The organism is Pseudidiomarina xizangensis, from assembly GCF_052541995.1.
Genome location: NZ_JBOBQA010000001.1, coordinates 457602 through 477185, shown reverse-complemented (window position 1 = coordinate 477185; position 19584 = coordinate 457602). Strand labels below are relative to the sequence as shown.

The following is a 19584-nucleotide window of genomic DNA, read 5'->3' as shown; positions in this document are numbered from 1 at the left end:
ACCACCTTACTCGTTGTCGCCTCGTTGATCATCGACCGCTACGCCGGCAGGAATTTCAAACTGAAAGGTACTGGCCGGCAGTGCTGCGTTTAGCTGAACATTATTCAGTGCGATGCGGGTAAGTTGATTCTGCCCATCATCGAGAATAACTTCACTTAATACATCATCGACAAAGTTCAACTGTAAGCTTTGCTGAGTTTCAGCTCCTTCGATTGGCTCCAACTGATAGCTGGTGCCCGCAGCAGTGACTTGATAATTTGCCCAGGCTGTGGCTTCGCCGTCTAATAGCAACAGAAATGGGCTTTGGCTCGCAGAGCTCTGTTGATCATTTAGTGTGACCTGCTCAACAAAAGGGTCAAAGTAATAAAGCGTGGCGCCATCCGCGACCAGCACCAACTCATCTGGCGCATCGCTTTGCCAAAAAAATTTGTTCGGCCGCGCCATCGCTAAGCGGCCCTGAAGTTCTTGCACCAAATCGCCCTGCGCGTCGACTACTTGCTGCACAAAATCAGCTTGTAAGGTACTAATTGGCGCGAGGCGTTCCTGTAACTCGATTTTAGCTTCGCTGGCCCAACTCGCAGCCGTTAGCAAAAGTGCCGCGGCAGCCATTAAACTGCTAATGAAAACTTTCATAATAGTTCCTTAATCACGTGGTGGGCGTGGCGCTAGAACATCGCGTTGGCCGTTACTTGCTGCACTACTAACGACACCGCTAAGTTCCATTTGTTCAACAATACGCGCCGCACGATTGTAACCAATTCTGAATTTACGCTGCACGCTTGACACCGATACCCGTTGCGTTTCAGTGATGAACGCCACGGCTTCATCGTACAAAGGATCACTTTCGGCGTCATCGTCACCAGCGCTTTCACCTGGCAATAATGCATCTTCGTTTTGATCACCGCTTAGTATTTCTTCCAGATAATTTGGCTTACCGCGACGTTTCCAATCAGCCACCACCGCGTGTACCTCATGGTCATCGATAAACGCACCGTGAACCCGTGTCGGCACGCCGCTTCCCGGCGGCAAGTAAAGCATATCGCCCTGTCCCAACAGTTGATCAGCACCAGGCTGATCAAGTATGGTGCGAGAGTCTATTTTTGATTGCACCTGGAACGCGATACGGGTCGGAATGTTGGCTTTGATTAAACCGGTGATAACATCCACCGATGGCCGTTGGGTTGCCAGAATTAAATGGATACCGGCCGCCCGTGCTTTTTGCGCAATCCGGGCAATAAGTTCTTCAACTTTTTTACCGACAATCATCATCATGTCAGCAAATTCATCGATGACGACCACTATACTTGGCAAGCTATCCAGTATTGGCGGCATTTCATCCATCGAATCGCCGGGTTTCCATAACGGATCACGCAGCGGTTCGCCTTTGGCTGCTGCGTCCTCAACTTTAACGTTGTACCCCTTGAGGTTACGCACCCCAAGGGCTGACATTAATTTGTAGCGCCGCTCCATTTCACCAACACACCAACGCAAGGCATTGGCTGCATCTTTCATATCGGTGACAACTTCTGTTAACAGGTGCGGAATGCCCTCATAAACTGAGAGTTCGAGCATTTTCGGATCGATCATAATCAAACGAACTTGCTCTGGTGTGCTCTTATAAAGCAGGCTGAGAATCATGGCGTTCACACCGACCGACTTACCTGAACCTGTAGTACCGGCGACCAACAAATGCGGCATCTTGGCTAAATCGACAATCACCGGCTGACCGGCGATACCTTTACCCAACACCATGGTTAATGGTGATGCGGCTTGTTGAAACGCATCAGAGCTAATGACATCGCTGAAAAACACGGTTTCCCTACTCTTGTTCGGTAGCTCTAACCCAACGTAGGATTTACCCGGAATGACTTCGACCACCCGCACCGAAATTGCCGATAATGAGCGAGCAATATCTTTATCCAGATTTGAGATTTTCGAGACCTTCACACCGGGCGCGAGGTCTAGCTCAAAACGCGTGATCACCGGCCCTGGCTGCACATTTGCAACCTTTACTTCCACTCCAAAATCTTGCAGTACGGCTTCAACAGTCTGGCTGATTTGTTCCAGTTCAGCTGGGGTCAGCGGGTTACCGGTTTTTGCGGGCTTATCAAGCAATGCAATGGAAGGTAATGGGTCAACGGCAGGCAGAGCTGCATCGGCTGAGCTCTCTGTCGCATCGTCAGCCTCGTCTGTTTCCTCGTACTCCGCTTCGATTTGTTGCGCAGGTTTGCTATCGGCGCGCGCAATTTTCATCGACTTTTTCTCGGCAGCACCGAACAAACCGAGATCGGGCTCACTATCTTCTTCTTCCGTCGAAAGCGTGATATCTAAGTCTAGTTCAGGTTCGCGACGCTCAAAAATATCCTCAGCAGCATCATCATCTGCGGTCGGTAACGGCTTCATTTTTCTGCGTTTACTCTTGCGCTCGCGAGGAGGCTCGTCCGCAGTAGTACGCATGTTTGCAATCAACGTTTTACTTTGCTCGAACAACCATAAAGTTGCCCTAATCGTCCACTCACCAAGCTTATCTGCCAACCAGACCCAGGAAATACCGGTAACCAAAGTCAGGCCAGTACATAAGAACGTCAGCAACAACAAAGTTGTGCCAATCAAATTGAAATAAGGTAACAATGAACTGCTGATGACATCGCCAACAACACCGCCGGCGGAAAATGAATAAAGTTCGGAAAAATTAAGTGATGCCAGCGCAGATGCACCGACCAAGGTCAAAATAAGTCCGATCAGTCGCAAGCCTAGTGCCAGGTAATCCAGTTCGATCAATCGATGCGGCTGGCGAAACATTACATAACCCAGGCCTGCCAGACCAAAAGGGATGGCGTAAGCAACAAAACCAAATGAGAACAACAAAGCATCCGCAAACCACGCACCGATAGCCCCCGCGGCATTTTCGATGACACCTTGGTAGCCTGTTTGCGACCAACTAGGGTCGGCAGGATTAAAACTCACTAGCGCGAGAAAAAGGAAAATCGCGAAGGCTCCACACAAGATGAGCCCGACTTCGAGTACGCGTTGAGCACCGCTCATGACTTAACCTGCGGTCGTTGTTGCACCACTGCCATGCTGATCATCGTTATTCCCTGTTAGCGTCGATTCTTGTTTTAATGGGTTCTGCTTTAGCTTAGTTTCACTAGTGTAGCTTGTCAGCGCAAGAGATTCAGCTGTTTTACTACGTCTTTGCTAACCTTTTATCAGAACTTTATTATCGTTTTTCACTTCTTCCATGACCACGTAGGTACGCGATTCATTTACTCCAGGCATCATCAATAAAGTCTCACCTAGGAGTTTACGGTATGACGGCATATCCGGCACCCGAGCTTTGATTAGAAAGTCGAAATCACCGGCAACCAAATGGCATTCCAGAATCTCCGGGGTCTTTTGCACGGCCTCGCTAAATTCAGCAAATGCATCTGATGATGTTCGTGTCAGCGTAATTTCGACAAAAACCATCAGATTTGCACCCAGCTTAGCGGGGTTGATGCGCGCATGATAGCCTTCGATCACACCTTCCTTTTCTAACTTGCGCACCCGCTCGCTACACGCCGTCGGGCTGAGCCCCACACGACGGGCGATTGCGACGTTACTAAGGCGGCCTTCTTGCTGCAATAGACGTAGAATTTTTCGGTCGATCCTGTCAATAGTGATTTCAACGGGTTCTTCGGCTGTAAACATTGTTTTTCACTACTATTTGTTAATTTGGACTCATTATAGACGGAAAACTATAGTAAAAAAAGTACGAAACAAACCATCAAGTTCGCCTATAATTGCCGCCTTAAATCCTTATGTTTAACCGACAACCTAAATGGGAATCAATCCATGCTAATTGGTGTACCTAAAGAGATTAAAAACCACGAATACCGTATCGGCCTTACGCCAGCAGCTGTACGCGAATATGTTGCCCACGGCCATGAAGTTATGGTGGAGAACGACGGTGGTGCGGCAATCGGCTTTCTCAACGAAGATTACCAACTTGCAGGCGCCACTATTGTTGCAGACCCTGCAGAAATCTTTGCCAAAGCCGATATGATTATCAAGGTAAAAGAACCGCAACCAAACGAATGTATGCAGTTGCGTGAAGGTCAAATCTTGTACACCTATTTACACTTGGCGCCAGATCCAACGCAAACGGAGCTATTGGCGAAAGCCGGTGTTACTGCAATTGCTTACGAAACCGTTACTGATCGTAATGGTGGCTTACCATTATTGGCACCGATGAGCGAAGTCGCTGGCCGCATGTCAATTCAGGCTGGTGCCCACAACCTCGAGAAAGCCAACGGCGGCAGTGGTGTTTTACTCGGCGGCGTACCCGGCGTTGAACCAGGTAAAGTGTTGGTTATCGGTGGTGGTGTAGTTGGTACCCAAGCGGCAAAAATGGCGGTCGGCCTGGGTGCAGAAGTTACCATTCTTGATCGTTCATTACCGCGTTTACGCCAGCTCGATGATATCTTTGGCGGACGGGTGAAAACCATCTACTCCACCGTTGATGCGATCGACCACTTTTCGCGCCAAGCTGATCTTGTGGTCGGCGCAGTGCTTATTCCGGGCGCAGCGGCACCAAAACTACTCACCCGTGAGCACCTGAAAAACATGAAGCCAGGTTCTGTCGTCGTCGACGTTGCTATCGACCAAGGGGGTTGCTTTGAAACATCCAAAGCTACCACTCATCAGGAGCCGACTTATGTTGTTGATGAGATCGTCCACTACTGTGTCGCCAACATGCCAGGTGGCGTGGCACGTACCTCAACTATCGCGTTGAACAATGCTACTCTGCCTTTCGGTTTAGCCCTCGCTAATCACGGCCTTTCTGCCATGGAAAGCAATGAACACTTGCGTAACGGTTTAAACATGCACAAAGGTAAAATTACCTATAAGGCAGTGCATGACGATTTAGGTGATAAACTCGGCTTGGACTATCAGGATCCAACTGATGCTATTCGTGGCTAGTTGTCACTGGTAGAAAATGGTTACAGCCAGAGACCCGCACAATGTTTGCGGGTCTCTTGTTTGTGGCGATTGTAATCCATACAATCGACCCCTATGTATGTAAGCATGTCGCAAACAAATTAAAAAATAACGGAGTACATCGATTATGGCAGACGCCAAACATTGCCGCCTTCTCATTCTTGGCTCTGGACCCGCAGGCTACACCGCCGCGGTCTATGCCGCTCGTGCCAACCTTGACCCAGTGATGGTGACGGGAATGCAACAAGGTGGCCAGCTAACCACTACCACTGACGTCGAGAATTGGCCAGGCGATGCCGAAGGGTTAACCGGACCAGATTTAATGGTGCGCATGCAGCAACATGCAGAGAAGTTTAATACCGAAATCGTTTTTGATCACATTAATAAAGTTGATTTCAGCAGTAAACCTTTCCGCCTGTACGGCGATAGCAACGAATTTACCGCCGATGCTGTGGTTATCTCCACCGGTGCGTCGGCAAAGTACCTTGGTTTAGACTCGGAAGAAGCTTTTATGGGCAAAGGCGTATCAGCCTGTGCAACCTGTGATGGGTTCTTCTATCGCAACCAGAAGGTTTGTGTCGTTGGTGGTGGTAACACCGCGGTTGAAGAAGCGCTTTATCTGGCTAATATCGCCAGCGAAGTCCACGTCATTCACCGCCGCGAAGAGTTTCGTGCGGAGAAAATTTTGGTTGACCGGCTGATGGCTAAAGCCACCAACGGCAATGTCACTCTGCATCTGAACAAAACCCTTGATGAAGTACTGGGCGATGCGAGCGGAGTCACTGGTGTACGTGTGCAGGACACCCAGAACGGCAGCCTTTCTGAACTCGAAGTGATGGGCTGTTTTATTGCCATTGGGCATCAACCCAACACCGGTATTTTTGACGGCCAGCTAGAAATGCAGGACGGTTATATTGTGGTGCAATCAGGTATCACTGGTAACGCTACAGCAACCAGCGTGCCAGGTGTATTTGCTGCTGGTGATGTGATGGACCACGTCTATCGTCAAGCAATAACCTCTGCGGGGACGGGTTGTATGGCGGCACTTGATGCGGAGCGCTATCTTGACGCCCTAACGAAAGCTTAATCAGCTTATGTTTCGCTTAGCGCCACAGGACTACACCTTTCCACGTCCAGAACTTGCGCTTCGCGATCCCAATGGTTTACTGGCGATGGGTGGTGACCTGCACCCCGATCGCCTTATCAACGCCTACCGTAGTGGTATTTTCCCTTGGTTTTCCGATGACACTCCACCGCTTTGGTGGAGTCCCGATCCTCGTGCTGTGTTTACTCCCCAAAGTTTGCATCAAAGTCGCAGTATGCAGCGGTTTCGACAACGCACCGACTTCACAGTTAGTCTAAACCGCGACTTTGCACAGGTGATTGACGCCTGCGCCCGTACCCATAAAGAGAGCCCGGAAGGCACTTGGATCACGCCGGCATTGCAACAGGCCTTTGTTGAATTACATCGCTTAGGGCATGCTCACTCCATCGAGGTTTGGTCGCAAGGAGAACTGGTCGGTGGAATGTATGGGATGGCAGTAGCTAACCTGTTCTGTGGCGAAAGCATGTTTCATCAGCGCAGCAATGCCTCAAAGCTCGCATTACTGGTATTTGCTGAACATTTTTTTGTTGCCGGCGGGCAACTGATTGATGCACAGGTGGAGAACCCCCACCTGCAGCGGCTCGGGCTGCGTCAAATTCCACGCCAGCAATTTCTCCATCAATTACGCCTTAGCCTACGTTCAACGGCTACTCTGGCGGCTGATTTTTGGCAGGCGCGGTCATTGCCACATAAATCAAGTGGTAATTGTCGCGGAAAACAGCTAGAATTCTGACCACTTTTTCTAGAGCATTTGTTTTTAACTGAGAAATCGAGGATTTGAATGGCAAAAGAAGACAGTATTGAAATGCAAGGCACGGTTCTGGATACCCTGCCCAACACCATGTTCCGTGTTGAATTAGAAAACGGTCATGTGGTAACGGCACATATTTCTGGAAAAATGCGCAAGCACTACATCCGCATCTTGACGGGTGATACAGTCACCGTGCAATTGACGCCCTACGATCTGACCAAAGGTCGCATTGTCTTCCGCGCGCGCTAAACGCTGCCGCCGTTAGCCCGTGGTCGAACCACGGGCTTCACGCTCGCTTACCTTCAACTTCAACGCATCTTTGGCGACACTAACGCGGACATTACCGCCGTTGGTGAGCTTGCCGAACAAGATTTCGTTGGCGAGTGGCTTCTTCAGATATTCCTGGATAACCCGGGCCATTGGTCGCGCACCCATTGCTTTGTCGTAACCTTTTTCTGCCAGCCATGCGTAGGACGCTTCGTCCAATTCTAAACTGACTTGTTTACGATCTAACTGTGCCTGTAGCTCAGTTACGAATTTATCGACCACTTGGGTAATCACTTCAGTGTTCAGGTGATTGAACCAAACCACAGCATCTAGCCGATTACGAAACTCAGGACTAAAGGTACGATTGATTTCCAGCATTGCGTCAGGTGCATGATCCTGTTGTTTAAAGCCAATCGACTGACGCACAGTCTCTTGTACTCCAGCATTGGTGGTCATCACCAAAATCACATTGCGAAAATCAGCTTTCCGCCCGTTGTTATCCGTTAAGGTACCGTGATCCATCACCTGCAATAAAATATTGTAAATATCGCTGTGGGCTTTCTCGATTTCGTCGAGCAACACCACAGAGTGCGGATGCTTGATCACAGCTTCAGTTAATAAGCCACCTTGTTCAAAGCCAACATAGCCTGGCGGTGCACCAATCAATCGGCTGACCGCATGGCGTTCCATATATTCCGACATATCAAAGCGCTGAAACTCAATCCCTAACGCTTTAGCCAGTTGTTGAGTGATTTCCGTCTTACCTACCCCAGTTGGTCCAGCAAACAGAAATGAACCAATAGGTTTATGTTCTTCACTAAGCCCTGAACGCGACAGTCGAATCGCTGCAGTAAGTTGATCAATTGCTTGATCCTGACCAAACACCACAAGCTTCAGATTACGATCCAGCTGTTTCAGTACTTGTTGATCAGAGCGTGAAACACTTTGCTCAGGAATACGCGCAATTTTGGCGATAATTTGCTCAATATCCCCAACACCAATGGTTTTTTTGCGCCGCGATGGCGTGACCAAGCGTTGACTTGCGCCCGCTTCGTCGATGACATCAATGGCCTTATCCGGCAAGTGCCGCTCATTTATGTATCGCGCTGAGAGTTCAGCAGCAGCACGGAGCGCATTTTGTGTGTAGCGAATGCCATGGTGCTCTTCGTAGCGTTCTTTCAATCCCATGAGGATTTTAGTGGTGTCATCTACTGACGGCTCATTAATATCAATTTTCTGAAAACGCCGAACCAATGCACGGTCTTTTTCGAATATATTTTTATATTCACCATAGGTGGTTGAGCCGATACATTTCAGTTCGCCGCTACTTAGCAACGGCTTTAATAGATTGGAGGCATCTAAGACCCCGCCACTGGCAGCACCGGCGCCGACAATGGTGTGGACCTCATCAATGAATAAAATCGCGTGTTCGTGGGCTTGCACTTCCTTCAGCAACTGCTTAAAACGTTTTTCAAAATCGCCGCGGTATTTGGTACCTGCTAACAAGCCACCCATATCCAACGAGTACAAGGTGGCGTCTTTCATCACCTCGGGCACCTCGCCTTGTACAATTCGATAAGCCAAACCTTCGGCAATCGCGGTTTTACCCACACCAGCCTCGCCCACCAGTAATGGGTTGTTTTTACGGCGCCGACAAAGTACCTGCACACAGCGTTCAAGTTCACTGTCACGACCTATTAAGGGATCGATAAGACCGCTGCGGGCGCGGGCATTCAGATTGCTACAAAAGCGCTTTAGGTAACTTTGTTGCTCCTCACTTGCGGTTTCTTGTTGTTCTGCTTCGTCGGCATCCGGACGAATGATTGGATCATCCACTTTTGAAAGCCCGTGAGACAAGAAATGCACCAAATCAAGCCGGGTAATATCATGCTTATTTAATAAAAATACCGCGTGTGACTCTTGTTCGCTAAAAATCGCCACCAGCACATTGGCCCCAGTGACTTCACTATTGCCAGATGACTGCACATGAAATACCGCGCGTTGTAACACGCGTTGAAAACCTAATGTAGGTTGGGTGTCACTTTCTGATGTTTCGGTATCAAAACACGGAGTGCTGCGATCGATGTAGGATAATAACTCTTGTTTCAACTTGGTAAACTCTAGCCCGCAAGCGCGCAAGGCTTTAGAGGCTTCAGGGTTATCAAGAAGTGCCAACAACAGATGTTCTACCGTCATCAATTCATGACGGCGGTCACGGGCGATGCGAAACGCATCATTTAAGGTAATTTCTAACGCTTTATTTAGCATGTAAGCACTCCTCGACTACGCCAGACGACTACGCATATAGACCACTAGGCCTTTTCCATGGTGCACAGCAACGGATGCTGATGCTCACGTGCGTACTGGTTCACTTGTACTACTTTGGTCTCTGCCACTTCAGCAGAATAGACCCCGCATACTGCTTGGCCTTTATAATGGATGGTTAGCATGGTGTCCGTCGCACGTTCCTCATCCATTCGAAAAAACTTGATCAGCACCTCAATCACAAAATCCATTGGGGTGTAGTCATCGTTATTGATAATGACTTTGTACATGGACGGCGGCTGCAGTTTCTGTTTCTCGCTCTCGAGGTCATGGACTGTGCCTTGTTGATGTTGGTCCATACTACTCATAACGTCTCTTTACCTATATATAGCCACAAAACTAGAATTTCGCTCACTTAAAATAGAAATTAACGACTCTTTCGTACATTAAATAATCAAATTTCGGCTTGACTCTGTACAGAACTCACCTAGAGTAAAACATGGCGTTAACAATTGGCTTTTTCAATGACTCTGCCGTTGGCGCCATTCTAACAATAACTACATTGTAAATGCAGAATAAAGGAAGTAGAAGTATGGCAACCGGTAAAGTGAAATGGTTCAATAATTCAAAAGGTTTTGGATTTATTGAAGCAGAAGAGCGTGAAGGTGATATCTTCGCGCATTATTCAACAATTGAAATGGAAGGTTATCGCACCTTAAAAGCAGGACAAGATGTCGAGTTTCAACTCGAAGAAGGTCCTAAAGGTCTACACGCCACGAATATCACACCCGTGCAAAAGTAAGACCAAGCAGCCATTTGTTGCAAAAACGCCAGCAGTCGCTGGCGTTTTTTTATCGTTAACTATCTATACCATTAACTATCTATACCAAAGTAACGCCGCAATTGATCGCGCAAATTAGGTGGCGTGCCGTGAATAGTAAGTTTGTCACTATGTGGATCGTATTCCACCCGTTCGCTGAGCAAGTCTTGATCAAAAGAAACGCTGAGACCGCCGCCCTGCCCCTGAAACTTCACCAATTTCCGCAGGGTTGAACGATCCGTTGGAAACTCATCCACCAGCGTCCGCTCTTGCTGGGTTTGGTTGAAGTCAGCAAAACTGCGTTCACGCGGCAGCGATTCGTTAAGTTGCTCGGACAAATCTTTAACCCGGACCGGCTCACCTTGCTGCCATTGATTGTCACAGATCTCGTACACCGACTTACGTAATTGCCTAGCCTGATCGGCCTCAAGCTGCTCTTCATGAGCATAGCGCGATACGCTGTCGATCAATTGTTGCGATTGCTTCTTAGGGTTTAGCCCCTCAGCGCAGCCCAAAAAGTCGAGGAAAAAATCTGACACTTTGCGCCCGGCACGACCTTTGATAAATGAAATGTAGGTCGTTGAATCTGGTTCTTCATGCCATTCACGTAGATTAATCGAAGCCGCTAGCTGCACTTTACTGATCGCCAGCTGCGAAGAGCGATCGACACTTAAATCAGGGGCGATACTGACACCGTCCTGACTCGGTAAAAATGCCACCACCAGAAAATCCTGACCGCGTTCCGCGTAGGTTGCCAATAGTAAAAAACCGGGCTCGAGAATGCCGTAGTGTTGCAGCTGTTGATGCAAAAGTTTCGCCGCTTGCTGCGAGAAGTCGACGAACTCCAGCTGTTCCTTGCGCCACTGCGCTAACAGTTCTGGGAAATCACTTTTTAAGGTGGTTTCCTGTTCGTCCTCAGCAGTTAAAAATCGCGCATAGCCTTTGCTTGGTTTAGCCTGATAAACCTCAGTTAACTCATTAAGCAAAAGACCGACTTCGTCATTAATCGCAAGTGTATTCGGTGCGACGCGTAGACCAATTTGTCCGTCATTGGTGTAAAACTGGTGAATAATGCTGTGGTTAACATCTGCTTGCATGGTGCTACTACTGTCCTTCTGCAATCCCTGTGGTAAGATTGCGCACATTCTAACATGTGAGGAAAGATTTCGATGCCGATCGTTTCAAAATATGCCGTCGAACAACAAGAGAAGCTTCTTAACGACGTTCTGGAAACGCTGCAAAACGAAGAAACTCCGGTCGATCTAGCCCTGATGACTTTGGGCAATGCAGTAACGCATATCATTGCTGAACATTATTCGCCTCAGCAAGCGCAGCAAGTCGCCGAACAATTTGGTAAAGTACTACTACAATCTTTAGGAAAATCAGCATAAGCTGTTTAAACTTTACACGTTAAGGCTACTCGCTTAGGGCAACTATGAGACAACGGAGACAGCGTCGCGATAAAATAGCTCGACTGATCAGTTGGGGCCATTGGTTCACCTTTTTCAACATTCTTATTGCGCTCGCTATAGGCACGCTGTACATCGAAGCAGCAGAGACCCCAGCTACCTTCCTCGGTGGCATTTACATGGTTATTAGCTGGCTTGGTCACTTTGCCTTTTTGCCGTTTATTCTGTTTATTCTGCTGATCTTTCCGTTTTGTCTGATTATTCCGTATTCCCGGGTATTACGCGGCATCTCAACCCTGGTGGCCTCCTTTGGCCTGATTGCGTTAGTGGCTGATGCGCTGTTTTTCCGTCAGTACGGTTATCATCTCAATACCTACTCACTATCGCAGCTCGCCTTAGATGCGGAAACCGCCTTTACTGGTGCCAGTTTTGTTCTACTCCTGAGTATGCTGTTGTTGTTTGTGGTGTTGCTGGTATTTGAATTAGCATTGGCAAACATTGCCTGGAAGCGCCTCGACCGTTTACGTGCGCATCATTGGGGAGCGTCGTTTAGCGCTGTATTCATGCTTTGCTTCTTAAGTAGTCATAGTATCCATATTTGGGCTGACGCAGTGTTCTACACCCCGATCACTAAACAAGACGATTTATTTCCAGTGTCCTACCCGACCACCGCACGCACCTTGATGAGTAAGCAAGGTTGGTTAGCTGAAGAACGCTTGCAAGCGACCGATAAGTTATTACGTGAAACCTCAAGCATTGAACTCAAGTATCCGACCCGACCGTTGATGTGCGCGCGACTACCACAACATCGCAATACACTGTTTGTCGTCTTTAATCATTTAACGGCTGCCCAACAGCAGCAGTTGGAGCAGAATTTACCTGGTTTGCAAAACTATACTAGCCCGGTACTTGGTCAAACGAGCACACAGGCTGGCGTATTTGAGGTTCTTTACGGTCTAGCGGACATTTATGCACCACCGGTGATGAAAACAGAGCAAATGCCTGCCTACTGGCGTCAGTTGAATGACTATCAGGTACAGTTTGAAATTCAGGGCGATACCGCGGCATTTGCAGTTCCGGAGTATCTGCTCAAACAGACAAGCAGTGGTTACCGTACCCGCATTGATCTGGTTTTCAGTACCAGCGTCGATGCCGAGTTGCTAGCGCGGATTGAACAGGCTCTGGTAGCTGAACAACAGGTGGTTATAACCGCTTTAACACCTAACCAGGCACTTGACCATGACGCCGAAAGCTACGCCATGACACGCTTGCAGGTTCCTCTGTATCACTCACCCACGTTGAATATTCAGCCTCAGGATGTAGTGATATTGACCGATCTCATGCCCACTGTCGTTAATGGTTACATGAATTGTTCCGACGGTGTTCGTGCCTATGCAACAGGTCGCAACATTGCTGAACCTAATGCGAGGGAATTTCCGGTAATGACCAGTTTTGGTCGTGATTTGGTCATTTACGATAGCCAGACCACCTCAATCATCAGTAGCGGTGGCACCATGCGTTCATTCGATAATATCACCTTTGAACCACGCCCCAACGTGTCTCCTGCCACACCAGTACTGGTGGATGGATTGAAACACCTGCAGCGCTTCAGCCGAAAATCTGATGAATAAATAGGCGTTCGTTCAGAGTTGTGTGTCTGAGTGCTTGAGTAATTGCCAAAAACCAGTAATATAACGCCCTCGGTCGGCGTGTAGCGCAGCTTGGTAGCGCACTGTCATGGGGTGTCAGGGGTCGGAGGTTCAAATCCTCTCACGCCGACCAATTTTTAAAATTTTCAGCTGCCGCCCGGCACTCGTACTTTCTTGTTCGACCCACTCCAATCACCATCCAAATTAACGTACGTACTACTTAACTGCCTTCGCGTGCCGGCATATTCGTAATTGTCTAGCGTGATCCAACTACCATCACCAGGGTATTGAAAATAAGTCCGCGAAATTAGTAGCCTTTTGGACTAAGATAGAAATATAAATAAAGCGACCGGTGGTTGTTGTGGTAGTAATAATTTCACTGAAGATTCTCCCACAGAACATAGTCTGTCATTCCAGTTTACTGTCAAGAAACAACGCATTGAAAGGAAACTTCTATGCTTGGCAATAACAAAAGTACGACCAGATCTTTCGATGAGAAGGAGCGACTCGCGGAACTCCACGCTCTGAAAATTCTTGACACTCCAGCGGATAAATATTTTGATCGCTACACGCGTCTCGTGGCAGAGATCCTCAGGGTGCCCATGGTCGCAGTAGCCTTGATTGATAAAGATCGTGAGTGGATCAAGTCCGCCGTCAGCGTGGAATTGGGTGATAAGCCTCTCGAAACATCTTTCTCGGTCCACGCCCTCGACAAGGACATACTCGAAGTCCCCGATACTCTTGAAGATGACGTGTTCCGGGATCACCCTGCCGTGGTGGAAGCTCCCTTTATTCGCTTCTACATGGGCACCGTCCTGTGCGGACCGACCGGCCAGCCGCTCGGCACACTGTGCATCATGGATACCCAGTCACGTTACTTCTCCCGACTACAGCGTGCCTGGTTAGTCACCTTTGGCCATATGATACAGGAACTGATCATCCACGATCATGTCTTGATTAATGCCCGTCAGGAGGCGGAACAGACTGCCCGTCGTAATGCCGTTACAGGACTCCCGGACCAGAAGCTATTCGTTAGTACCCTTAACCATCTGATTAACCTGTCGAAACAGGAGCAGAATTATCTGGCCATATTGTACGTGCGTTTGAACAAAGTCGATGAAATCAACCGTGTTTATAGCCGAGCTATACGGGATGCGATGTTGCGCCGCCTGGCCGAACGTTTGATCGCCAACGACATCAGCACTCTGACGGTAGGTCACTTGAGCCAGACCTGCTTCGGGGCAGTGATACCGCTGTACGTGTTAGATGCTATTTTCGACGTAGTCGCTCCCATCGCCGATAAACTCAAAAATCCGATTGAAGTAGAGGAAGTTACCATTCATCCTGATATTGACGTGGGTATTAGCCTGGCTCCTGTCGATGGCCTAACTTCTGAAGAGCTGTTGGCAAATGCAAGCGCGGCTCTAGAAGCGCCCGAATCTCTCCACTCGGGACTGCATATTTTCAGCCACGACGTAGAACAAAAAGTACTAAGACGAGATACCATCGCACAACATCTGGAATCGGCTCTTCTTAATCATCAGTTGGATAATCACTATCAGCCTCTGGTGGCCATTGACGGCAGCCACATCGTGGGTTTCGAGGCTCTGGCCCGCTGGCAGGATGCCGAGTTGGGGAATGTGAGTCCGGCTGACTTTGTGCCTATAGCCGGAAAGAATTCCAAGCTGTCCAGGCTGCTGACAAAATGGTCACTCATGACGGTTTGTGGTCAATCGAAGCAATGGCCTGAAAAAACCGGTGACGTTCCCCTGCGGATTGCCATCAATGTCCTCCCTACTCAGTTTCTGGAAAACGGATTCGTCAGCTTTGTGCTAGGCACTTTAGAGGAGTATGGATTAGCACCCGAACGCCTGACTCTGGAGCTCACCGAAGACAGCATTCTAGCTAATATTAACAAAGCGACCCAAGTTATGGAAGAACTACGCGATCACAATATTCAGATCTCTTTGGACGACTTCGGCACCGGCTACTCGTCACTGAGCTATCTAAAAGATTTGCCGCTCGATACTCTTAAAATTGACAAGACTTTCATCGACGATCTGACCGAGGATTCGCGGTCTGCCAATCTGGTCGCTGGCATTATTCGTATCGCCCATGACCTGAAAATTAAGGTTGTTGCCGAAGGGGTAGAGCACGAAGCCCAGCGCGCGCTGTTGCAAGAGCTTGGATGTGATGTCATCCAAGGCTATTTATACAGTCGTCCCGTCGCGTTCGATGACGCCCTTAAATTACTTAACAACTGGCCGCCAGCGGACGACTGTTGATTTGTACTAAATAACTCGTTAAAGCATCAATAATCCGTTGCTTATCGCAACTGGGTTGATCCTGAATTAATGGTCGCAGTAACTTATCAATTTGACGAAACTCATCGCGCGATAAACGATGCTCTTTTGCTACGGTCACTGCTACAGTCACTGCATCATTAGCCGCATGCCCGCGGCGACTGAGTTGTTCCAGTAAATAGAGTTGACGGCCGGCAATCGTCGCCAAGGTGGCGGCGTCGACACCGAGTTCGCGTTCCCCTTGCATACGTTGCTTTAGCTTTTCGCCAAAATGTCGCCAACTTTGATACAAGCCCCCAGCGGCTGCGCCGAGTGCGGCAGCTAGGCCGAGACTCATGCCACCCACCAACAAATCAATACCGGCCCCAGCCGCAGCGCCGGCGCCCACGCCAAAGCCGGTGTCTTTGCTCCAGGTTTTCAACGTTTCACTGGCAAACAGATCGTCGTGCCATTGACCGGAACCAATATCCACATGTTCAAATGCCGCATCGTCGGGCAAAAATGCAAATCGTGCCAGTAAATCCTGGACCGCAGCGTGCTCGCGTTGCCGTACACGTTCCTGCAAAGCCAGAACTTCGCCTTCTAAGGCGTCTTCAGAGAGCTCTAACGGAACTTTATGGCGCATCGCAGCCACATCTACTAATAATTCGGCGATCGTCTTAAACCCGCGCTGACGACGCTCCTCGCGTTCCTTTTGACGTCGTTCGACAAGCCGTTCAAGCACCGGTTGCGCCGCCGGCAAAACCACGCCCAAACTTTGTAACAATTGCTTTTCACCGCCTTCGGGGGGCGTCACTGTATCGAAAGCCACTACCGCGTGCAGGTTCAACTTAGCCAACGCGGCCTGCCAGTCAGATTGGCGATGGCCTTTTACCGCGGTAAAGTTAAGCACTGGCAGTAAAGGCTTGCCGCAGCGCGCCAGCACGTGCAGTTCGTCCTGATACTTTGGCAACACCGGATCGCGGCAATCGATAACATAAAACGCCGCATCCGATTGCAACAGTTGGCGTAATACTTTGGCCTCTTGGGCGTAAACGGTATCGGCTTGCGCACTTGCCAACAAGTGTTTGATTTGCGCCGGACCGTCGTGGCGAAACTGGTCGCCGTAGGTTTCAATTTCTGCGTATAAATCTGAGCCTGATTCAAGCCCCGGCGTATCGAAGAAACTCATCACCTGCGTCGCTCCTAGCCACACGCCCTGTTCTAGTACGCTACGCGTGGTGCTGGGTCGTTGATCGACCTCGCCGAATTCACGACTCTGCAACAAAGTACGTAGCAACGACGTTTTGCCGGCATTGGTATGGCCGACCACGGCGATATTTAAGATTGGCTCAGAGCGTGACATAGGAAACTCCATGTTGCTTCAGCAAGCGTTGCCATTGGGTCAAATAAGTGTCGCCCTCGGTGGCAATCAAGTGCACCGACAGTTGCATAGTAAAAGGGGAAATTTGCGCGAGATAACGCAGACTGGCGCGATCCGGGGTAAGGTTCGCGGCGATTCGAATTTCAACCTGACGTCGCGGCTGCTGTTCCAATAAGGTGAGAAATGCCTTTTTCTGGGCATGGCTGTCAAGCACACCAAAGTAATCGTTTGGTTGCTGACTGAGCCAGTGGCGGTTGGCTTCGTAGTCGAGGCTCGCACTAGTGCAGCCTTCACCTGCCTTGGCGTAATTCATTTCAATGGTTTCGTGAGCTGTGTTTTGATCCGCGTCAATCACTTGCGGCTGATGGTTATGCTTGCGTATCGACTGAACCACAGCATCGTGCCCAGATGCTGCTATATCAAGCCGCATACGTTGTAAGCTAAGTTGATACCAAACCACACTCACCAACGCCAGCAGCGCCCGCGGCAGCACCGCATAAATTAATACACAGCTGGCCAGCCAGCGCCCGGCTAGGTTGGCAAAATCGCCCGCGGTTGCGATATCGGTAGGCATTGGCACGCTTATGCCGAGCAATAACTCGGGAAGAACATTCAGTGTCTGTGCAATCGCCGCCAGTTGGGGTTGCTGCAAAATGGTGGTGGCCCAATGAAACTGGTAATCGTTAAAGCTTAGATAAAGTAACAAGGTTAGCCAACTACTGGAACTAATGACCAGCCAAAAACCATGAGACGCCACTGCCATAAGTGGCGCCAGCAGGCGTTGTTGCTGCACATGTTGCAACCAGGCCTGACTCAACTGTTGCCGTTCACTGGTATCATGCGTATTTCCAGCTTTGCTAGTAAACCACTGCATGATGTGTAGGCCCACTGCGGTTATACCATGAGGTTCGCTGTTGCGTAACGCGACCAGTAGCCAGAGCAGCAACATGGCAAGGTTGGGTAACAATAACAGCACCAACGCAAACAACAGCGACAGGGGTTGTGGCTGCGCCAACACAGTTTGCGTCGCCACTATTCCTAAGATAACCGCGATGAAACCGGCAATAAACGTCAACAATCGTCGCGCGCGCTGCCATGCGGCCAACTGCAATGCTGTTCCGCGGCGTTCTGAGATGGTTACCGCGCGTTTTCGCAACTGCTCTTCTTCAGTTTCGTCTGACGCTAATTCACCCACGTCGAAGGCCTGCATCTGGGCCGCTAGATCCGCCTGATCGCGCATACGTTGGTGTTCAGTCAACCAAAATTGTTCAAATCGCGAAAAAACCAAGGAGGTCCTTCCTTGTGTAATGGAGGAAGGTTAAAGATACTGGAGCAAGCAAATCAGGTAAAGGGGCTTTTACGCTCTGTTACAATCGCGTGCGGGCCTGACAGCTCGCGGTCTGTAGTTGTTGATCGACGGCAACATAATGTCCAGGAGGACATTTCAACGTAAGTTTGGATGGGTCTTTTTCGGTGGCTTTGCGTTTTAATTCACCTGCAACTTGGCCTAAATCGACATCAGGCATCAAGTGCGCACCGAATCCACCATAATAGTATTGATAAAATGCAGCCGCAAAAATTGTTAATATCAATAACTTGCGCATTTTCTTTATCACTCCATTAAAAACAACGGGGATACTAAGTTAGTGTACCGCCCGTTACTCTAATAGCAGTGTATAAAAAAAATACAAATTTATCCGTAAAATTTAGGTAAATACCGGTAGAAATAACCTGTTCTAATCACCAAAGTTGCAGGATCTCAATTAGGTTACACTCCGGAGAACGGCATGGGCTAGTCGCCTGAGTCCCCGTCCTCGTCCTGAATCCCCTCATGCAATGACGCAATTAGAGGGCAAGTGATATTGCCTTGGTGTGCGCAACACCGATCAACCATGTCGCTCAGCACCGTTTCAACGCGTTTCAGTTTGTCGATCTTGTCACGCACATCTCTCAGCTTGTGTTCGGCAAGAGCACTGGCTTCCTGACAGTGGGCACCATCTTCCAGCTGGAATAGGTTGTCAATCTCGTCGAGACTAAAGCCTAACTGCTGCGCCGTTTTTACGAACGTCAACCTTTCAATATCGCCGGAACCATAGCGTCGAATACCACCTGGAGGACGTTGGGGCTCCGGTATTAGCCCTCGTCGCTGGTAATAGCGGATCGTCTCGACAGTGACATTAGCTGCCTTGGCCAAGCTCCCGATGGTCAATGAATTCACTTTATCCGACATACGCCTTGACTCCGTAGCTGACTACGGGAGTAAGCTTATTTCATCGAGCAAAGTTATGAAAGGTGTAACCGCTATGTTGAATTCCAAATCGGGGCGCGGCCCCTTGGCTCTGGTTACCGGAGGGATCGCGGCGCTTTTGGCCTCAGCCTGCTGTATTGGACCGCTAGTGTTGATCACGCTGGGGGTCTCCGGTGCCTGGATCGGTAACCTCACGGCTCTTGAACCCTATCGTCCGATTTTCATCGGCGTCGCATTGGTAGCCATGTTCTTCGCCTGGCGCCGCATCTATCGGCCAGTGGAAGAATGCCAGCCCGGCGAAGTCTGCGCCGTCCCCCGAGTCCGGGTCGCCTATAAGGTGATCTTCTGGGTGGTGTCAGTGTTGGTCCTGATTGCCTTGTTGTTCCCTTACGCACTCCCGCTTTACTACTAAAAGGATAGCTCC

General features: G+C 49.3%; 19 protein-coding genes and 1 tRNA gene. 10 read left to right on the top strand and 10 right to left on the bottom strand.

Translation table 11 applies throughout. The features are described 5' to 3' along the window. Nucleotides 1-6: 6 nt before the first annotated feature. From lolA to lrp, 3 genes are all read right to left on the bottom strand, one after another. Nucleotides 7-633: an outer membrane lipoprotein periplasmic chaperone LolA gene (lolA, locus tag ACQ5ES_RS02210; protein ID WP_445014329.1), complete on the bottom strand. Its 627-nt coding sequence runs from the start codon at nucleotides 631-633 to the stop codon at nucleotides 7-9. Between the two features lie 9 nt (nucleotides 634-642). Further along, entirely contained in the window at nucleotides 643-3045 is a 2403-nt protein-coding gene (locus ACQ5ES_RS02205) for a DNA translocase FtsK (RefSeq protein WP_445014328.1), read from the bottom strand. Nucleotides 3046-3198: 153 nt separating this feature from the next. After that, nucleotides 3199-3690, bottom strand: a complete 492-nt coding sequence (lrp, locus tag ACQ5ES_RS02200; RefSeq protein ID WP_445014327.1) for a leucine-responsive transcriptional regulator Lrp — start codon at nucleotides 3688-3690, stop codon at nucleotides 3199-3201. 144 nt (nucleotides 3691-3834) lie between these two features. Here lrp and ald point away from each other — a divergent pair, with 144 nt between their 5' ends. From ald to infA, 4 genes are all read left to right on the top strand, one after another. Then, nucleotides 3835-4962 carry an alanine dehydrogenase gene (gene ald / locus ACQ5ES_RS02195; RefSeq protein WP_445014326.1) on the top strand — a complete coding sequence of 376 codons (1128 nt, stop codon included), beginning with the start codon at nucleotides 3835-3837 and terminating at the stop codon, nucleotides 4960-4962. A gap of 145 nt (nucleotides 4963-5107) precedes the next feature. Then, a complete protein-coding gene (gene trxB / locus ACQ5ES_RS02190; protein WP_445014325.1) occupies nucleotides 5108-6067 on the top strand; it encodes a thioredoxin-disulfide reductase in 960 nt (319 codons plus the stop codon). 7 nt (nucleotides 6068-6074) lie between these two features. Then, nucleotides 6075-6818, top strand: coding sequence for a leucyl/phenylalanyl-tRNA--protein transferase (gene aat / locus ACQ5ES_RS02185; protein WP_445014324.1), 744 nt, complete (start codon nucleotides 6075-6077; stop codon nucleotides 6816-6818). A gap of 48 nt (nucleotides 6819-6866) precedes the next feature. Next, entirely contained in the window at nucleotides 6867-7085 is a 219-nt protein-coding gene (gene infA, locus ACQ5ES_RS02180; protein ID WP_008489926.1) for a translation initiation factor IF-1, read from the top strand. A 12-nt stretch (nucleotides 7086-7097) separates the two neighbouring features. On the opposite strand, the gene clpA is transcribed toward infA, so the two are convergent. Beyond that, nucleotides 7098-9371, bottom strand: a complete 2274-nt coding sequence (clpA, locus tag ACQ5ES_RS02175; RefSeq protein ID WP_445014323.1) for an ATP-dependent Clp protease ATP-binding subunit ClpA — start codon at nucleotides 9369-9371, stop codon at nucleotides 7098-7100. A gap of 44 nt (nucleotides 9372-9415) precedes the next feature. Then, complete coding sequence (gene clpS / locus ACQ5ES_RS02170; RefSeq protein ID WP_445015360.1) at nucleotides 9416-9727, bottom strand: ATP-dependent Clp protease adapter ClpS; 312 nt, start codon at nucleotides 9725-9727, stop codon at nucleotides 9416-9418. Between the two features lie 233 nt (nucleotides 9728-9960). Here clpS and cspD point away from each other — a divergent pair, with 233 nt between their 5' ends. Further along, nucleotides 9961-10170: a cold shock domain-containing protein CspD gene (gene cspD / locus ACQ5ES_RS02165; protein WP_445014322.1), complete on the top strand. Its 210-nt coding sequence runs from the start codon at nucleotides 9961-9963 to the stop codon at nucleotides 10168-10170. 71 nt (nucleotides 10171-10241) lie between these two features. Here cspD and yejK read toward each other — a convergent pair whose 3' ends face one another. Next, on the bottom strand, nucleotides 10242-11285 hold the full coding sequence (yejK, locus tag ACQ5ES_RS02160) for a nucleoid-associated protein YejK (RefSeq protein ID WP_445014321.1): 1044 nt from the start codon (nucleotides 11283-11285) through the stop codon (nucleotides 10242-10244). Nucleotides 11286-11357: 72 nt separating this feature from the next. Here yejK and ACQ5ES_RS02155 point away from each other — a divergent pair, with 72 nt between their 5' ends. The 4 genes from ACQ5ES_RS02155 (at nucleotide 11358) to ACQ5ES_RS02140 (ending at nucleotide 15531) form a co-directional block, all read left to right on the top strand. Next, nucleotides 11358-11579 (top strand): YejL family protein, encoded by a 222-nt coding sequence (locus ACQ5ES_RS02155; RefSeq protein ID WP_126761956.1) that lies wholly within the window; start codon nucleotides 11358-11360, stop codon nucleotides 11577-11579. 44 nt (nucleotides 11580-11623) lie between these two features. Next, nucleotides 11624-13228, top strand: coding sequence for a DUF3413 domain-containing protein (locus ACQ5ES_RS02150; protein ID WP_445014320.1), 1605 nt, complete (start codon nucleotides 11624-11626; stop codon nucleotides 13226-13228). A gap of 74 nt (nucleotides 13229-13302) precedes the next feature. Next, a tRNA-Pro gene (locus ACQ5ES_RS02145) sits at nucleotides 13303-13379 on the top strand. A 322-nt stretch (nucleotides 13380-13701) separates the two neighbouring features. Further along, on the top strand, nucleotides 13702-15531 hold the full coding sequence (locus ACQ5ES_RS02140; RefSeq protein ID WP_445014319.1) for a putative bifunctional diguanylate cyclase/phosphodiesterase: 1830 nt from the start codon (nucleotides 13702-13704) through the stop codon (nucleotides 15529-15531). Here ACQ5ES_RS02140 and ACQ5ES_RS02135 read toward each other — a convergent pair. The 4 genes from ACQ5ES_RS02135 to merR all read right to left on the bottom strand — a co-directional run bounded on the left by ACQ5ES_RS02135 (nucleotide 15500) and on the right by merR (nucleotide 19142). Continuing rightward, complete coding sequence (locus ACQ5ES_RS02135) at nucleotides 15500-16894, bottom strand: GTPase/DUF3482 domain-containing protein (protein WP_445014318.1); 1395 nt, start codon at nucleotides 16892-16894, stop codon at nucleotides 15500-15502. The two genes, ACQ5ES_RS02140 and ACQ5ES_RS02135, sit on opposite strands and share 32 nt — an antisense overlap. Continuing rightward, nucleotides 16881-18200 carry a DUF2868 domain-containing protein gene (locus ACQ5ES_RS02130; RefSeq protein WP_445014317.1) on the bottom strand — a complete coding sequence of 440 codons (1320 nt, stop codon included), beginning with the start codon at nucleotides 18198-18200 and terminating at the stop codon, nucleotides 16881-16883. Before ACQ5ES_RS02130 ends, ACQ5ES_RS02135 begins: the two co-directional genes overlap by 14 nt. A 79-nt stretch (nucleotides 18201-18279) precedes the next feature. After that, entirely contained in the window at nucleotides 18280-18516 is a 237-nt protein-coding gene (locus ACQ5ES_RS02125; protein ID WP_445014316.1) for a hypothetical protein, read from the bottom strand. 188 nt (nucleotides 18517-18704) lie between these two features. Then, complete coding sequence (merR, locus tag ACQ5ES_RS02120) at nucleotides 18705-19142, bottom strand: mercury resistance transcriptional regulator MerR (RefSeq protein ID WP_445014315.1); 438 nt, start codon at nucleotides 19140-19142, stop codon at nucleotides 18705-18707. A 73-nt stretch (nucleotides 19143-19215) separates the two neighbouring features. On the opposite strand from merR, the gene merT reads away from it, so the two are divergent. Beyond that, nucleotides 19216-19572: a mercuric ion transporter MerT gene (merT, locus tag ACQ5ES_RS02115; protein ID WP_445014314.1), complete on the top strand. Its 357-nt coding sequence runs from the start codon at nucleotides 19216-19218 to the stop codon at nucleotides 19570-19572. The last annotated feature ends 12 nt before the right edge of the window (nucleotides 19573-19584 follow it).